Annotated in this window: 15 protein-coding genes; 5 read left to right on the top strand and 10 right to left on the bottom strand. The window is 72.4% G+C overall.

Going from position 1 to position 15,429, the window contains the following annotated elements:
- Positions 1 to 17: 17 nt before the first annotated feature.
- Positions 18 to 1,157, top strand: coding sequence for an alcohol dehydrogenase catalytic domain-containing protein (locus KILIM_RS00520; RefSeq protein WP_006590640.1), 1,140 nt, complete (start codon positions 18 to 20; stop codon positions 1,155 to 1,157).
- Here the strand turns inward: KILIM_RS00520 and KILIM_RS00515 are convergent.
- From KILIM_RS00515 to tsaB, 4 genes are all read right to left on the bottom strand, one after another.
- A complete protein-coding gene (locus KILIM_RS00515; protein ID WP_006590639.1) occupies positions 1,124 to 2,113 on the bottom strand; it encodes a sodium:calcium antiporter in 990 nt (329 codons plus the stop codon). The two genes, KILIM_RS00520 and KILIM_RS00515, sit on opposite strands and share 34 nt — an antisense overlap.
- A 164-nt stretch (positions 2,114 to 2,277) precedes the next feature.
- Entirely contained in the window at positions 2,278 to 3,339 is a 1,062-nt protein-coding gene (gene tsaD / locus KILIM_RS00510; RefSeq protein ID WP_006590638.1) for a tRNA (adenosine(37)-N6)-threonylcarbamoyltransferase complex transferase subunit TsaD, read from the bottom strand.
- On the bottom strand, positions 3,336 to 3,869 hold the full coding sequence (gene rimI, locus KILIM_RS00505) for a ribosomal protein S18-alanine N-acetyltransferase (protein WP_006590637.1): 534 nt from the start codon (positions 3,867 to 3,869) through the stop codon (positions 3,336 to 3,338). The genes tsaD and rimI overlap by 4 nt, the downstream gene beginning before the upstream one ends.
- Positions 3,866 to 4,594 carry a tRNA (adenosine(37)-N6)-threonylcarbamoyltransferase complex dimerization subunit type 1 TsaB gene (tsaB, locus tag KILIM_RS00500; protein WP_218880994.1) on the bottom strand — a complete coding sequence of 243 codons (729 nt, stop codon included), beginning with the start codon at positions 4,592 to 4,594 and terminating at the stop codon, positions 3,866 to 3,868. Before tsaB ends, rimI begins: the two co-directional genes overlap by 4 nt.
- Positions 4,595 to 4,822: 228 nt before the next feature.
- Between tsaB and KILIM_RS00495 the strand changes: the two genes are divergently transcribed.
- From KILIM_RS00495 to KILIM_RS00480, 4 genes are read left to right on the top strand one after another with little or no spacing between them, the layout of a single operon-like run.
- Positions 4,823 to 5,929 (top strand): ABC transporter ATP-binding protein, encoded by a 1,107-nt coding sequence (locus KILIM_RS00495; protein ID WP_006590635.1) that lies wholly within the window; start codon positions 4,823 to 4,825, stop codon positions 5,927 to 5,929.
- Positions 5,926 to 6,600, top strand: a complete 675-nt coding sequence (locus tag KILIM_RS00490; protein WP_006590634.1) for an ABC transporter permease — start codon at positions 5,926 to 5,928, stop codon at positions 6,598 to 6,600. The genes KILIM_RS00495 and KILIM_RS00490 overlap by 4 nt, the downstream gene beginning before the upstream one ends.
- Positions 6,597 to 7,379: an ABC transporter permease gene (locus KILIM_RS00485; RefSeq protein ID WP_006590633.1), complete on the top strand. Its 783-nt coding sequence runs from the start codon at positions 6,597 to 6,599 to the stop codon at positions 7,377 to 7,379. The genes KILIM_RS00490 and KILIM_RS00485 overlap by 4 nt, the downstream gene beginning before the upstream one ends.
- Positions 7,369 to 8,298, top strand: a complete 930-nt coding sequence (locus KILIM_RS00480; RefSeq protein WP_006590632.1) for an ABC transporter substrate-binding protein — start codon at positions 7,369 to 7,371, stop codon at positions 8,296 to 8,298. The genes KILIM_RS00485 and KILIM_RS00480 overlap by 11 nt, the downstream gene beginning before the upstream one ends.
- A 40-nt stretch (positions 8,299 to 8,338) precedes the next feature.
- Here the strand turns inward: KILIM_RS00480 and tsaE are convergent, their stop codons facing one another.
- From tsaE to glmS, 6 genes are all read right to left on the bottom strand, one after another.
- A complete protein-coding gene (tsaE, locus tag KILIM_RS00475) occupies positions 8,339 to 8,797 on the bottom strand; it encodes a tRNA (adenosine(37)-N6)-threonylcarbamoyltransferase complex ATPase subunit type 1 TsaE (protein WP_006590631.1) in 459 nt (152 codons plus the stop codon).
- A 58-nt stretch (positions 8,798 to 8,855) separates the two neighbouring features.
- Positions 8,856 to 10,037 carry an alpha/beta fold hydrolase gene (locus KILIM_RS00470; protein WP_006590630.1) on the bottom strand — a complete coding sequence of 394 codons (1,182 nt, stop codon included), beginning with the start codon at positions 10,035 to 10,037 and terminating at the stop codon, positions 8,856 to 8,858.
- The gene (gene alr / locus KILIM_RS00465; RefSeq protein ID WP_006590629.1) at positions 10,034 to 11,320 is read right to left on the bottom strand and encodes an alanine racemase; all 1,287 of its coding nucleotides are present in this window, start codon (positions 11,318 to 11,320) and stop codon (positions 10,034 to 10,036) included. Before alr ends, KILIM_RS00470 begins: the two co-directional genes overlap by 4 nt.
- Entirely contained in the window at positions 11,317 to 12,969 is a 1,653-nt protein-coding gene (locus KILIM_RS21905; RefSeq protein WP_006590628.1) for a bifunctional ADP-dependent NAD(P)H-hydrate dehydratase/NAD(P)H-hydrate epimerase, read from the bottom strand. The genes alr and KILIM_RS21905 overlap by 4 nt, the downstream gene beginning before the upstream one ends.
- A 96-nt stretch (positions 12,970 to 13,065) precedes the next feature.
- Positions 13,066 to 13,440: a holo-ACP synthase gene (locus KILIM_RS00455; RefSeq protein ID WP_006590627.1), complete on the bottom strand. Its 375-nt coding sequence runs from the start codon at positions 13,438 to 13,440 to the stop codon at positions 13,066 to 13,068.
- Positions 13,441 to 13,456: 16 nt separating this feature from the next.
- A complete protein-coding gene (gene glmS, locus KILIM_RS00450) occupies positions 13,457 to 15,316 on the bottom strand; it encodes a glutamine--fructose-6-phosphate transaminase (isomerizing) (protein WP_006590626.1) in 1,860 nt (619 codons plus the stop codon).
- Positions 15,317 to 15,429 lie beyond the last annotated feature (113 nt).

Here is a 15,429-nt window from a genome sequence, read left to right as displayed (position 1 = left end):
CACCTGGGACGCAGCCGATGACAAGCGCGCAGACGGTGGCCGATCCGCTCGTGCAGACGGTGCGGGCGCAAGTGTGGCTCGGCGGCACCGACTTCGAGGAGCGCACCTGGCCGGCGCCCGATCTCGGCCCCGGTGAGGCGCTGGCGGCGGTCGACCTGGCGACCGTGTGTGGCAGCGACCTGCACACCGTCAGCGGGCGCCGGCACGGGCCGCACCCCGGCATCCTGGGTCACGAGAGCGTCGGGCGGATCGTTGCCGTCGGCACCCAGCCACCTTCCGTCTTCGAGATCGACGCCGCCGCTGCTGGCGAGGCCGAGACCGCCGTTCGACAGCGGCCCGCGCAGGTCGGGGACCGAGTCGTGTGGGGTGTGACCGTCGGCTGCGGCACCTGCCCCCGGTGTCTCGCCGGGCGCACCGCCAAGTGCCTGTACCTACGCAAGACCGGTCACGAGCCGATCGACTCGTCCTGGCCGCTCTCCGGCGGCTACGCGACCCACGTTCACGTGCTGCCCGGGCTGCCGCTGGTCGTCGTGCCCGAGCACGTGCCCGACGGACCCGCTGCAATGTCGGCCTGTGCGCTGGCCACCGTCATGGCCTGTGTGGAGGCGGCCGGCGGTGATCTGCAGGGTTGGCGGCTGCTCGTGGTCGGCGCCGGCATGCTCGGCCTGTGCGCTGTGGCCGTGGCGCGCGCTCGCGGCGCCTTCGTACAGGTCAGCGACCCCGACCCCGTTCGGCGGGAGCAGGCTGCCGCCCTCGGCGCGCTCTCGCGGGAGACCGACAGCGGCCCCGTCGACGTCGTCATCGAACTCTCCGGCGCGATCCCCGGCATCGAGACGGGCCTGGCGGCGCTCGACATCGGCGGCGTCCTGGTGCTGGCCGGGTCGGTCGCTCCCCGCGGCACGGTCGGCATCGACCCCGAGCACGTCGTCCGCGCCCACCTGCGGATCGTGGGCGTGCACAACTACGAGCCGCGGCATCTGGCGCAGGCGGTCGCGTTTCTCGCCGGGCCGGGCGCCGGCATCGACTGGAGCCCCTTCATCGCCGAACCGGTCGGCCTGGCCGACACCCGCGCCGCGGTGCTCGAGCCGAACGGGTGGCTGCGCCGGTCGGTCGCCCCCACGCCTCACAGCAGCCCGGCTAGCACCGCCGCCAGATAGCCCAGGTAACCGACGGCCAGCAGTCCGCCGAGCAGCCGCGTCGCCCGCGCCCACACCGTCAGCAGCACCACGAGCGGCAGGGCCGCGGCGAGCAGCGCCGCCGCTCCCAGGCCCGGAGCGGTCAGCGGCGCGACGAGCGCGCTCACCCCGAGCGTGAGCGTGGCGTTGTAGAGCACTGCGCCGAGCACGCCTGCGACGGCCACCCCGGTCAGGCGCCGCCGGTGCGCGACCCACACCAACGCCAGCACCTCGGCGGAGGTCGCGAAGGCCAGGGCGGTGAGGCCGGTCGCATGCTGCCCGAGTCCGGCGACCGTCGCGATCCGCACCGCGCCGTCGACCACGATCGCGCCGCCGACGACCATCGCCAGCAGCCCGCCGAGCAGCCACCACAGGTCGCGCCGTGAGCTTCTGCGGTCGTCGTCGCCGCGTTCTCGCTCTCCCTCGTCCGCCTCTCGGTCTTCGTCTTCGTCTTCGGCGAGCTCGCCGAGCTTCGGGGGTTCACGCTGCGTGCGCCAGATGACGGCGACGACGGCCACGAACACGGCGATCAGACCGGCCCCCTCCCAGGCCTCGACGACGCCGTCCCACAGCGCCGCCGCCGCGAGCACCCCGGCTCCCGTCGCGTAGAGGGCGTACCGGCGGATCATCGACCCGGCCGGCAGCGGCTGCACGAGCAACGCCAACCCCAGGCCCACGGTGAGCATCGTGATGTTCGCACCGACCGCATCCGTGGCGGCCAGCACCGGGTAGCCCTGAGCGGTCGCGGTGACGGCCGTCGCCAACTCCTCCGGTTCGGCGCCCGCCAAGAGCAGTGCCAGCGCCAGCATCGGCAGCCCCAGCAACCGCGCCACCCCGGCCATGCGCTCGACGAACTCGTCGGCGCCCCAGGTCAGCAGCACACACCCGAAGAGCAGCAGGACCACCGGCGGGGAGAGGGCCAGCAGCGTCTCCGTCATGCCGAACCCCCTCTGCCCCGCCTGCCTGTGCCCGCCATGATGCCCGGCTCCCCCGTACCCACTGAGTCGGGTGGCGTGCCCAGCGGCGGGCGCCGGCCTTCGTGCCCGGCGTCCGCCCTACCGCGGGACAGTCGAACAGGCCGACGACAACGGCGGTGTCCCGATCACACGTGCACGATGTCGACGGGCAGCGAGGAGTCGGCCGGGATCGCCAGATCGGAGGGGGCTCGGCCACGCTCGACGAGTTGTGCGCCGAGCGCGGCGACCATCGCCCCGTTGTCGGTGCACAGGCCGGGGCGCGGTACCCGCAGCCTGATGCCGGCGGCGTCGCAGCGCTCCTGAGCCATCGCGCGCAGCCGCGAGTTGGCGGCCACCCCACCGCCGATGAGCAGGTCGTCGACGCCGTGCTCGCGGCAGGCCAGCACCGCCTTGCGGGTCAGCACGTCGGTGACGGCCTCCTGAAAGCTCGCGGCGACGTCGGCCACCGGCACCGGCTGACCGTCGCGCTCGCGCGCCTCCACCCAGCGCGCAACGGCGGTCTTCAAGCCGGAGAAGGAATAGTCGAACCGGTGCCGCTCCATATCGCGCCCCGAGGTCAGGCCCCGGGGGAAGGTCACGTAGGCGGCGTCGCCCTCCCGCGCCACGCGGTCGATGTGCGGGCCGCCGGGGAACGGCAACCCGAGCACACGGGCGACCTTGTCGAAGGCCTCCCCTGCCGCGTCGTCGATGGTCGAGCCCAGCGAGCGGATGTCGTTCGTGATGTCGGGCACGAGCAGCAGGTTGGAGTGCCCCCCGGAGACGAGCAGCGCCGCCGTCGGCTCGGGCAGCGGCCCGTGTTCGACGATGTCGACGGCCACGTGGGAGGCCAGGTGGTTGACCCCGTAGAGCGGCTTGTCGAGCGCCAGCGCGAGCGCCTTCGCCGAGGCCAGCCCCACGAGCAGCGCGCCGGAGAGGCCCGGGCCGCTGGTCACGGCGATCGCGTCGAGGTCGCGCAGCCGCACCCCGGCGCGCTGGCACGCCGCATCGATCGTCGGGATCATCGCCTCCAGGTGCGCCCGCGAAGCCACCTCGGGCACCACCCCGCCGAAGCGCGCATGCTCTTGCACGCTGCTGGCGATGACATCGGCCAGCAGCGTCTGCCCGCGCACGATGCCGACGCCGGTCTCGTCGCACGAGGTCTCGATGCCTAGAACCAGCGGGCCATCCGCCTGAGTCGGTGCACTCATCGCTGTGCCTCCACCTGTGCCTCCCCCGGTGCCGCCCCCGGTGCCGCCCCAAGGTGGCGGCGCAGCACGAGCGCATCCACCTCGCCGTAGTAGCGCCGACGCACGGTGACCACCTCGAATCCTTCACTGTCGTAGAGCGCTCGGGCCGCGGCGTTGTCCGCGCGGACCTCGAGCAGCAACGCTTCGGCGGGCTCGGCCGACTCCACGAGCCGGTGCAGCAGCCGGCGGCCAAGACCCAGCCCGCGAGCGGCCGGGGTCACCGCGATCGTCATGACGTCGGCGACCGCCCCACCCCGATCGACGCCCGCGTAGCCGACGATCTCGCCCCCGCGGACCGCCGTGACGTAGGCGCGGCGCGGGCGCGCGGCCAGCTCGCCCCACCACGAGGCCAGGCTCCACGCCTGCGGGCCGAACAACTCGCTCTCCAGGTCGGCGAGGCGTTGCAGGTCTTGCCAGCGCGTCTCGCGCAGCGTCACCTCGGTTGCCTCGGTCGCCTCGGTCGTGGTTGCGGGTGCTTTCGCGCTGTTCATGCCGAGGGTCCTGGCGCCGCACCTGCGCCGGCTTGGCTCACCGGTTTGCGCTCGGCCTGTGGCTGGGCATCGGGTCGGCGCAGGTAGAGCGGCTGCGTCGAGTCCAGCGCCGCGCCCCGCGCGAGCCGGGTGATCGCGAGGTGGGCCAGTGCCCCGGCGGAGACGTCGAGCACGGGCAGGGCCAGGGGCGCCGGCTGCCCGCTCTGCGGGTCGCCGCCGAAAGCGGTGGGGTACAGGAGGGGGCCGCGGCCGGCGACGGGCCACTCCAGCAGCTCCGGCGGCAAGTCGGCGGCCTTGCCGACGGCCGGCTCCGCCTCGGCGTGGGCGCCGGACTCATCGAGGCGGTAGGGCGCCCAGTAGACCTCTTTGCGGCGGGCGTCGCCGGTCACCAGCAGCCGCGGACCGGCGAGCCCCTCAAGCCACACTTGGTGGGCGATGGCGTCGAGGCTGCACACCCCGCCGACGGGCGCGTCGATCGCGTAGGCGAAGGTCGCGGCGGTCACCAGCCCCACCCGCAAGCCGGTGAACGGGCCGGGCCCCGTGCCCGCGGCGACCTGGGTGACCTCCTGCGGGCGGCGGCCCGCGCGGGCCAGCACCGTCTCGATCGCCGGCGCCAGATGCTCGGCGTGCGCCTGCGGGCGCGCGACATCCTCTTGGGCCAGCACCCGGGAGCCGTCGTGCAGCGCCACCGAGACGACCCCGGTGGCGGTATCCATCGCGAGCATCAACACGCCCCACAGGCTACGGGTCGCCACCGACAAGTGCGTGCGCCCGTCGCTGCGCGAGCGCTTGTCGGTGGTGGCACGTAGCGTGCTTGTCGGTGTCGGCACGTAGCGTTACGCCCAACGCCGCGAGGCACACTCGGGCGGGGCGGTGCGTTTGCCGGCATCGCACGAGCAAGTCCGCACCACAGGCACACGAGCAGACGACTTCCGCCGACAGCTGGGGCCCACATGATCACGTTCGAAGCGGTGACCAAGAGGTTCGACGACGGCACAGTCGCGGTCGACGACCTGAGTCTGGTCGTCCCGACCGGGCGTATCACGGTGTTCGTCGGGCCGTCGGGCTGTGGCAAAACGACGACGCTGCGCATGATCAACCGGATGATCGAGCCGACCTCGGGCCGCATCCTCATCGACGACGAAGACACGGCCTCGATGGACGCCGCGCAGCTGCGGCGCAACATCGGCTACGTCATCCAGCACGCCGGGCTCTTTCCGCACCGCACCGTGCTCGACAACATCGCCACCGTGCCGCGGCTCCTGGGTACCAAGCGCGGCCCGGCACGAGAGCAGGCGCTGACGTTGATGGAGCGGGTGGGGCTCGCCACCGGCCTGGCCAATCGGTATCCGGCGCAACTGTCCGGCGGCCAGCAGCAGCGCGTCGGCGTCGCCCGGGCGCTGGCGGCCGACCCGCCGATCATGCTCATGGACGAGCCGTTCAGCGCCGTCGACCCCATCGTCCGCGAGCAGCTGCAGGCCGAGTTCCTGCGGCTGCAAGACGAGCTCGGCAAGACGATCGTGTTCGTCACGCACGACATCGACGAGGCCGTCACCCTCGGCGACCAGGTCGCCGTGTTCGCCGTCGGCGGGGTGCTCGCCCAGATGGACACCCCGGTGGCCCTGCTCGACAACCCCACCGACGACTTCGTCGCCGACTTCGTGGGCCGCGACCGGGGGTTTCGGGCGTTGGGGTTCACCAGCGCCCACGTCTCGCCCGGGCGGGCCCCGACGGTCCACCTCGGTGAGGTCGCCCGCGCCGACGCTCCCTGGGTGGTGGTGCTCGACGGAGATCGCCCGGTCGGGTGGGTCGAGCCGCATCGCCTCGACGGGCCCGTCACTGCGCCTGTCGTGCACCGCGGCGGCACGATCGCGCGGGTCGACGGCTCGCTGCGCGGGCAACTCGATGCCGCGCTCTCCTCTCCGACCCTGCAGGGTTTGCTCGTCGACGAGGAGGGTCGGTACGCCGGGGTCGTCGAGGCCGACCGGGTGCTGGCCGCCATCGAGGCGGCCAACCGGGGCTCGCAGGCGCAGGACGAGGCGCGGAACGAGGCGCCATGACGTGGTTTCTGGAGCACCTCGACCTGATTGGTCACTACGCGTGGGCTCACGCCAAACTCGCGGTGGTGCCGCTGCTCGTCGGGCTGGCGCTGGCGATCCCCATCGGCTGGCTCGCCCGGCAGGTCCCGTGGTTGCGGGCGCCGCTCGTGGCCGGCACGGGACTGCTGTACACACTGCCTTCCCTGGCCGTCTTCATCCTGTTGCCCGGCCTCATCGGCACGCAGATTCTCGACCCCCTCAACGTGCTCATCGCCATGACGCTGTACACGATCGCTTTGCTCGTGCGCACGGTCGTCGACGGCCTGGATGCCGTGCCGGAGGACGTGCGGCTGGCCGCGACGGCTATGGGCTACCGCGGGGTGCGCCGCTTCGTGGCCGTCGACCTGCCGCTGGCCGTCCCGGTCATCGCGGCCGGCGTGCGGGTGGCGGCGGTCAGCAACGTCTCGATCGTCTCGGTGGCGGCACTCATCGGCGTCCAGCAGCTGGGGTCGCTGTTCACCGACGGGTTCAACCGCGCATTCGCCGCCCCGATCGTCGTCGGGCTCGTCGCGTGCGTGCTGCTGGCGTTGATCCTCGACCTGCTCATCGTGGTCACGTCGCGGGTGCTGACGCCGTGGACGCGGGCGAGGCGGCAACCCGGTCGCGCCGTCGCGGCAGGGGGTGCGCGATGATCGGCGGCATCCTCGACTGGCTCACCGACCCGGCCAACACGGCCGACATCGTGCGGCGGCTGGTCGAGCACCTGGAGTACTCGCTGCTGGCGACCCTGCTCGCCGCGCTCATCGCCATCCCGCTCGGGCTGTGGATCGGGCACACCGGTCGCGGCGCGGTCTTCGCCGTCGGCATCGCGGGCGCCGCCCGGGCGATCCCCTCGCTGGGACTGCTGTACCTGTTCGTCGTGTGGCTCAGCCCGCTCATCGGCGGCGAGCTGGCGTTCTATATCCCGAACATGCTCGTGCTCGTCGTCTTGGCGATCCCGCCGATCCTGTCGGGCACCTACGCGGGCATCGAGGCGGTCGACCCCGCCGCCCGCGACGCCGCCAAGGGCATGGGGATGCGCGGCCCGCAGGTGCTGGCGCAGGTGGAGGTGCCGTGCGCTCTGCCGCTCATCTTCTCCGGGCTGCAGTCGGCGCTGCTGCAGGTCATCGCCACGGCAACGCTGGCCGCGACGGCCGGGATGGGCGGGCTGGGGCGCTTCCTCATCGACGGGCTGGCGATTCGGGACTACTACCAGATGGCCGGTGGGGCGGTGCTCGTCGCGCTGTTGGCGCTGGCCGTCGACCTGCTCATGTCGCTGCTCAAGCGGGCGGTGACCTCACCTGGCATCGGGGGCGGCTTCGGCGGGCGCGGAGAGCGCCCCCTAGTGTCGCGACATCGCAGATCGACGCCACCCGCACCACCGACCAGACTGAGGCCACCTCACCGAAGGAGAGCATCCGATGATTCGTAGGACGACCCTGACCGCCGCGACCCTCGCGACCCTGCTCGCCACAGCCGCCTGCGGCGGCACAAACGGCACCCCGCTCGACCAACCGACCGATGGCGCGCCGGCCGCGACCGCGGCGGCGGGCAGCATCACGGTCGGCTCGGCCAATTTCCCCGAGTCCGAATTGCTGATGAACATCTACGCCGGTGCGTTGCAGGCCAAGGGCGTCAATGTCACGACCCGCCCGAACATCGGCAGCCGCGAGACGTACATCCCGGCGCTCAAGGACGGCTCCATCAATCTCGTACCCGAATACACGGGCGTCCTCATGCAGTACTTCGACCAGAGCGCGACGGCCACGGCCCCCGACGAGGTCTACGCCGCGCTGCAGCAACACGTGCCCGACGGTCTGAAGGTGCTGGCCAAGGCGGAGGCCGAAGACAAGGACTCCGTCGTCGTGACCCGCGAGACCGCCACCCAGCACAACCTCAAGACGATCGCCGACCTGGCACCCGTCGCCGGCGACATGGTGCTCGGCGGGCCGCCGGAGTGGCGCACCCGCGAGACGGGGGTGCCCGGCCTGAAACGGGTCTACGACCTGACGTTCAAGGAGTTCCGCCCGCTGGACACCGCCGGCCCGCTGACCGTGCAGGCTTTGAAGAACGGCCAGGTTCAGGCCGCCAACCTCTTCACCACCGACCCGAACGTGGCAGCCAACGACTTCGTCGCCCTCGAAGACCCCAAGTCGCTGTTCGCCGCGCAGAACATCGTGCCGCTCATCGCCGCCGATGCCGCCACCGACCAGGTCACTCAGACTCTCGACGCCGTCTCCGCAGCGCTGACCACCGAGAACCTCGCCGCCGCCGTCAAGGAGGTCGTCATCGACCGCAAGGACTCCGCCGCCGTCGCCGACGCCTTCCTCACCACCCACGAACTGAAGTAGGCCGGCTGCCCGGTCGCGGTTGGTCAGGCGGCCGGGCGACTCAGGCCCAGCGGGGGCCGTAGCCGCGCACTCGGGCGCGGCGCGGCACTTCGTCCTCGCCGGCCACGGCCCGGGCCAACTCGACCTCCAGGTAGGAGTCCGTGAGCTGCTCCGCCAGTCCGCGGCCCCACTCGACGACGGTCACGGCGTCGGCCAGCGACGCCTCCAGGTCGAGGTCCTCCAACTCGAGCGCATCCCCGAGCCGGTAGGCGTCGACGTGCACCAGCGCCGGACCGCCGACCAAGGAGGGGTGTACCCGGGCGATGACGAACGTCGGCGACGTGATCGGTCCGCGGACGCCCAGCCCCGCGCCGAGCCCCTGGGTCAGGGTGGTCTTGCCCGCACCCAGCTCGCCGACGAGCAGCACGACGTCCCCGGCGCGCACCAGCTCCGCCAGCTCGCGCCCCAAGGCCGTCGTGTCGTCGGCCGACGGCAACTCCCGCCACTCGCCCTCCACCACGCGTCGTCCTCCCACCTATTCGCCGAAAGTCGTACTTTGCGGCGATTCAGAGTTCTAACTATGACTTTCGCCGCAACGTATGACTATCGGCGGGAGTGGCGCCGGAGCGGGTGGCGCGCTCGGCCAGAGCCAGCAGCTGCTCGTTGAGTACGTCGGGGTGCTCGAGCATGATGACGTGGCCCGCATCGGGGATGAGCACGTGCTCGGCACCGGGTAGGTGGCGCACGATCTCGTCGCTGTGCGACGGAGGCGTCAAACGATCCTGCATGCCGCTGAGCACCAACGCCTCGATGCCGTCGAAGCGCTGCAGCGCCTCCCGCTGATCCATGGCCTCGAACTTCGGCATGAAGGCGGAAATGACGTCCATGCGGGTGCCGAAAATCATGTCGGTCGTCAATTGCGCGATGCTCATCGGCACCGGCGACCCGAACGAGCCCCAATCCACCAACAGGTCGACGACGTCGCGGGTCGCGCGGATCGTGCCGTCCACCAGGCCCTGGCGGCCCGACAGCAACACCGTGGTCGGCGGCGCCAGCCGGCTGATGAAGCGGCCTAACAACGGGATGCCGTAGGTCGTGCCGGCCAGGTTGCCCGGGCTGGTGGCCACGAAGGCCGCCCCGACGACCCGTTGGCTCACCACCTCCGGAAAGTTCAGGGCCAGCGACATCATCGTCATGCCGCCCATCGAGTGCCCCACGAGCACGATCGGCCCCGTCGGCACAACAGCCGCCAACACATGCTCCAGATCGCTGCCCAACTGAGCGATGTCGTAGGAGTCCGGCTCGCCGGTGCCGCTGCGGCCGTGCCCCCGCTGATCCCAGAGCACCACCCGGTAGCCGGCCTCCCGCAGCGCCCGCCGCTGAAACACCCAGGCCCGCGACGACAGGCAGTAGCCGTGGCTCAGCACGATCGTCGGCCGCGGATCGCTGACCAGCTCACCGTCCGGTCCGCGCGGCAGATCGACCTCGACGTGCAGCGCCACCCCGTCGGCGGCGTGCACCGTGTGCTCCTCGTCGGGATCGTCGTGAAACGGGTCGACGGTCAGCTCCTTGTCGAGCTCCAGCGCCAGGCGCCGGTCCCGGTTGAGCCGGTCCGCGGCGAAACCCGCAGCCGCCGTCAGGCCGGCAGCGGTCAGACCGAGCGCCACGCCGATGGCGCCCTTGGGCAGGCTCTTGGGGCGCGGCGCCTTCAGCTCCGGCAGCTTCGGCACGCCCTTCGGGGCGGGCAGCTTCGGGCTCATCGAGGCTCCCCCGCCTCGCCACCGCCCGGCCGCTGCGCGCCGCCATCGGGCGCCGCGCCATCCAAGGCCCCGCCACCCAAGGCCCCGCTACCCAAGGCGCTGCCGTCCGATGCCTCGATGTAGGTGCGCGGCAGCCGCCCGGAGAGGCGGGTGACGATCTCGTAGGAGATGGTGCCGCAGGCATCGGCCCAGTCCTGCGCACTCGGCTCGCCGCGCGCGGGGTCGCCGAGCAGCACGACCTCGTCACCGGCCTGCGCGGCCGCATCGCCCAGGTCCACCACGAACTGATCCATGCACACGCGCCCGGCCACGGTGAAGCGACGGCCGCCGAGGGTGACCGGCCCGGCCCCGGAGGCGTGCCGAGGCACCCCGTCGCCGTAGCCCATCGGCACGACCCCCAGTCGCGTCGCCACCGTCGTCAGGTACGTGAGGCCGTAGCTGACGCCCTGCCCGGCGGGGACCGCCTTGATGCCGGCCAGGTCTGCGGCGACCTGCATCGCGGGGCGCAACCCGAAGTCGGCGGAGGTACCCAGTTGCGGAGCGGGCGATAGGCCGTAGGTCGCGAGACCGGGCCGCACGAGGTCGTAGGCCGCGGAGGGGTCGAGCAGCGTCGCGGCCGAGTTGGCCAGGTGGCGCACGAGCGGGCCCAGGCCCGCGCGGGTCGCGGCCGACGTCGCCCGTTCGAAGACCTCCTGCTGGGCGGCGACGCTGGGGCTGCTGGGCTCGTCGGCCTCGGCGAAGTGGGAGAACAGCCCGGTGACGCGCACGTGGCCGCGGTCCTGCGCGCGGGCGGCGGCCTCGATGAGCCCGGCCGCGTCCGCGCCCAGCTGGTCGGGCCGCGCGGGATCGTCCGACGGCGCGAAGGCACCGTTGCGGCCCAGGCCGGTGTCGACCTTGAGGTGTACCCGCGCAACCTGCCCACCGGCAGCGGCGGCCGCCTCGATCAGCTCCAGCCCCCACTGCGCCGAGACACCGAGCGTGACATCGGCGGCCAGCAGCGCCGCGAAGTCCGTGCCGGGGGTGTGCAACCAGCACATCAGCGGCCCACCCACCCCGGCCGAGCGCAGGGCGAGCGCCTCCAGCGGTTGCGCCACGCCGAGCCAGTCGGCGCCGGCGCCGCGCGCCGCGCGGGCGACCGGCACGAGCCCGTGCCCGTAGGCGTCGGCCTTGACGACGGTCATCAGCGCGGACCCCGGGTTGCGGGCCCGCAGCGAGCGCACGTTGTCGGCAATGGCCCCCAGGTCGACGACGACGCGCGCCGGTGGCCGCAGTGCGTCGCTCACTGCTCCTCCTCCCGCACCGACCCCGGGAGCAGCAGGGCGTTCCTGCGCCGCAGGGCGGCCGCGACGACGCGAGGGATGGCGCGTGCCACGTCGAGGGCCCGCACGGGGCCGTCCGGGTTGGCCTCGTGCCCGGCCAGACCGTGCACCTGCGCCGCAAGTGCCCCGGCGACCAGCGGATCGAGCCCGGCGGCCAGCAGCGTGCCGGCCAGGCCCGCGAGCACGTCGCCGCTGCCGGCGGTGGCCAGCCACGGGGGCGCGTCGGCTTGCGCGAACACCGGCAGCGAGTCGGTCGGCGGCACGACGTAGGTGGTCGCGCCCTTGAGCAGCACGGTCGCGCGCAGCGCCTGAGCGGCCCGCCGGGCGTGGGCGACCGGCTCGGCGTCGACCTGCGCGCGGCTGATCGAGGCGCCCTCCAGGCGGCTGAGCAGCCGGGCGAGTTCACCGGCGTGCGGGGTGAGCAGCGTCCGCGCCCCGGCCTGCGGGCGCGGGCCCTCGAGCAGGTCCAGTCCGCCCGCGTCGACGACGCACGGCTCCGGCGCGGCCAGTGCCTCGCGAGCCGCCGCGACCTGCGCCGCCCCGATCGAGTCGTCGGCTGCAACTTGCGGGTCGAGCCCCGGGCCCACGAGCCAGGCCTGTACGCGTCCCGGCCCGAACACGGCCTCCGGCACGTGGAAGCGCACGAGCTCGCTGGGGTGCCGCGGCCCGATGTATCGCACCATCCCCGCCCCGGCACTGACCGCGGCAGTCACCGCGAGCACGGCCGCCCCGGTGTAGGTCATGCCCCCGGCGACCACCCCCAGCACCCCGCGCGAGTACTTGTCGTCACCGGGCCCGGGCACCGGCCAGAAGGCCGCGATGTCGTCGTGCACGAGGCGCGCCGCCGCGTGCGGTGTCACAGGTTCGGCGAGCCCGATGTCCACGACCGTCAGCAGCCCGGTGGCGTCGGCGCCCGCAAGAACATGCACCGGCTTGCACATCCCGAACGTCACGGTCTCGTCGGCGAACACGGCGTCGGCCACCGGCCGTTCCCCCGCCGGGTCGGCGCCGCTGGGCAGGTCGACGGCCACGATGTAGGCATCGTCCGGGATCGCCTGCACCAGCTGCCACAGCTGCCCACCGTCGTCGGCCGCGTGGTCCACCAGCCCCGGGCGCCCCCCGATCCCGTACATCCCGTCGATGACGAGATCGGCCTCGGCCACGAGCGCCGCCGCCTCCGTGAGCCCATACCGGTCGGGCGTCACGTTCTTGCCCGACTTCTTCGACCCCTTCTTCGAGCCCGTCGGCTCCTTCGCGGCCGAGTCCGCAGACGAGCCGAACAACTCGACGATCGGTACCCCCGCGCTGCGGGCGGCCGCCAGGGCCGGAGGGTGAGCGGCAGGGCCGGTGCACACGGCGACGACGGAGGCGTCGGACTCCTGCGCGAGAAAGGCCGCGGCGAACAGCGCATCGCCACCGTTACCGCCCGCGCCGGCGAGCACGACGACCCGGGCCGACTCCCCCCCCTGCACGGGCAGATTCGGTAGGCGGGCCGCAACGACGAGGGCCAGGCCATGGGCGGCGCGCTGCATCAGTTCGCCGTCGGGCAGGTCGGCCATCGCCTGCGCCTCGGCGCTGCGCACGTCGGTGACGGACCACGCGGTGATCGGCACAATGCTCTCCTCTATCGGACCTGTGTTGCTACGAACTTCGCTTGACCCGAGCCGCTTTCACGAACAACGACACGCGTCGTCGGCGCACTCGAGCCCCTACCCGTCGCATCCGCAGGGCCGGCGCCCCTCGGCGACGACCATCGCGGTGGCGATACCCCCGTCGTGCGACAAGGACACGTGGAAGATCGTCACGCCGAGTTCGGCGGCGCGGGCAGCGACGGTGCCGCTGACCTCCAGATGCGGCGAGCCGTGCGGGCCGGTGGTCACGCAGGCGTCGGCCCAGATCATGCCGGGCGGCGCTCCGAGGGCCTTGGCCGCGGCCTCCTTGACGGCGAACCGCCCCGCCAGGGAGTGCAGCGGCAGGTCGCGTTCGGAGTCGGTGAACAGGCGGGTGCGCAGGCCGGGCGTGCGCGCCAGCACCCGCTCGAACCGCGCGATCTCACAGACGTCGACGCCGACTCCGACGATCACCGAAAGATCACCAGACTCATTCGACCGTGACCGACTTGGCCAGGTTGCGCGGCTGATCGACATCCAGGCCCTTGGCGGTGGCCAGCTCGCACGCGAACACCTGCAGCGGCACGACGGTCAGCAGCGGGTCGAGCATCCACCAGGCCTGCGGCACCCGGATCACCTCGTCGGCGAACGGCACGACGGCCTCGTCGCCGTCTTCGGCGATGACCAGGGTGCGAGCCCCGCGGGCGCGGATCTCCTGGATGTTGGAGACGACCTTGTCGTGCAGGTTGTGCGGGCTGCTCGGGCTGGGCACGACGACGAACACCGGTTGGCCGGGCTCGATGAGCGCGATCGGCCCGTGCTTGAGCTCGCCCGCGGCGAAGCCCTCGGCGTGGATGTAGGCCAACTCCTTGAGCTTGAGCGCCCCCTCCATCGCGACGGGGAAGCCGACGTGGCGACCGAGAAACAGCACGGAGCGGGTGTCGGCCATGAACCGCGCGATCTCCTTGACCCGATCCATGCGCCCCAGCACGTCGGTGATCTTGGCGGGCACCTCCTGCAGTTGGCGCATCACCTCTTCGGCGTTGCGAGCCCCGGCGCCACCATGCAGCTGCGCCAGGTACAGACCGAGGATGTAGCAGGCGGTGATCTGGGCGAGGAAGGCCTTGGTCGAGGCGACCGCGATCTCCGGGCCGGCGTGCGTGTAGAGCACCGCGTCGGACTCGCGCGGGATCGTCGCCCCGTGGGTGTTGCAGATGCTGACGGTCTTGGCGCCCAGGCTGCGGGCGTGCTTGACGGCCATGAGCGTGTCCATGGTCTCGCCCGACTGGCTGATCGAGACCACCAGCGTGTGCGGCGTGAGCACCGGGTCGCGATACCGAAACTCGTGCGCCAACTCGACCTCGCACTGGATGCGCGCCCAGTGCTCGATGGCGTACTTGGCGACCATGCCGGCGTAGGCGGCGGTGCCGCAGGCGACGATGACGATGCGGTCGACCGCGCGCAACTCCTCCTCGTCGATGCGCACCTCGTCGAGGGTGAGGCGCCCGTCTTCGTCGGTGCGCCCGAGCAGGGTGTCGGCCACGGCGTGCGGCTGCTCGTGGATCTCCTTCTCCATGAACGTCGCGTAGCCGCCCTTCTCGGCGGCCGCCGCGTCCCACGTCACCTCGAACGGCTTGCCCTCCTGCGGCGCCCCGTCGAAGCCGATGACCTGCACCTGGTCGGGGGTGATGGTGACGATCTGGTCCTGCCCCATCTCCACGGCCTGACGGGTGTAGCCGATGAACGCGGCGACGTCGCTACCGAGGAAGTTCTCGCCCTCCCCCAGGCCGATGACCAGCGGGGAGTTGCGGCGGGCGGCGACGACGGTGTCGGGGGTGTCGGCATGCACGGCCAGCAGGGTGAAGGCGCCCTCGAGCCGGTTGACGACCTCGCGCATCGCCTGCGTGAGGTCGCCGGTGCGCTCGTGAGCGGCGGCCAGCAGGTGCGCGGCCACCTCCGTGTCGGTCTCGGACGTGAACTCGACCCCGGCGTCCAGGAGCCCGGCTTTGAGCGAATGGAAGTTCTCGATGATGCCGTTGTGGATGACCGCGAGCTTGCCGTCGGCGCCGCCCCGATGCGGGTGGGCGTTCTCGTTGGTCGGCCCGCCGTGCGTGGCCCAGCGGGTGTGCCCGATGGCGGTGGAGGAGTCCGGCAGCGGATTGTCGTTCAGGGCGTGTCGCAGGTTCGTCAGCTTGCCAGCCCGCTTGCGGGTCGCCACGTGATCGCCGTCCAGCAGGGCGACTCCGGCGGAGTCGTAGCCGCGGTACTCCAGTCGCGCGAGCCCCTCCATGACCACGTCCTGCGCCCGTCGATTCGTGCTCGGACCGACGTATCCCACGATTCCGCACATGATCTCCAGCCTACTTTCTCCACTTGCTGCGCCCACCGCGCACGCGCGATCGGGTGGGCTTGGGCACAATGGGGCGCGTGGGCGGCCGCCATTCCCCCGACGCATTGCTGCGC

Source organism: Kineosphaera limosa NBRC 100340 (assembly GCF_000298215.1).
Lineage (GTDB): Bacteria > Actinomycetota > Actinomycetes > Actinomycetales > Dermatophilaceae > Kineosphaera > Kineosphaera limosa.
This window is presented reverse-complemented; position numbering and strand designations above follow the sequence as displayed.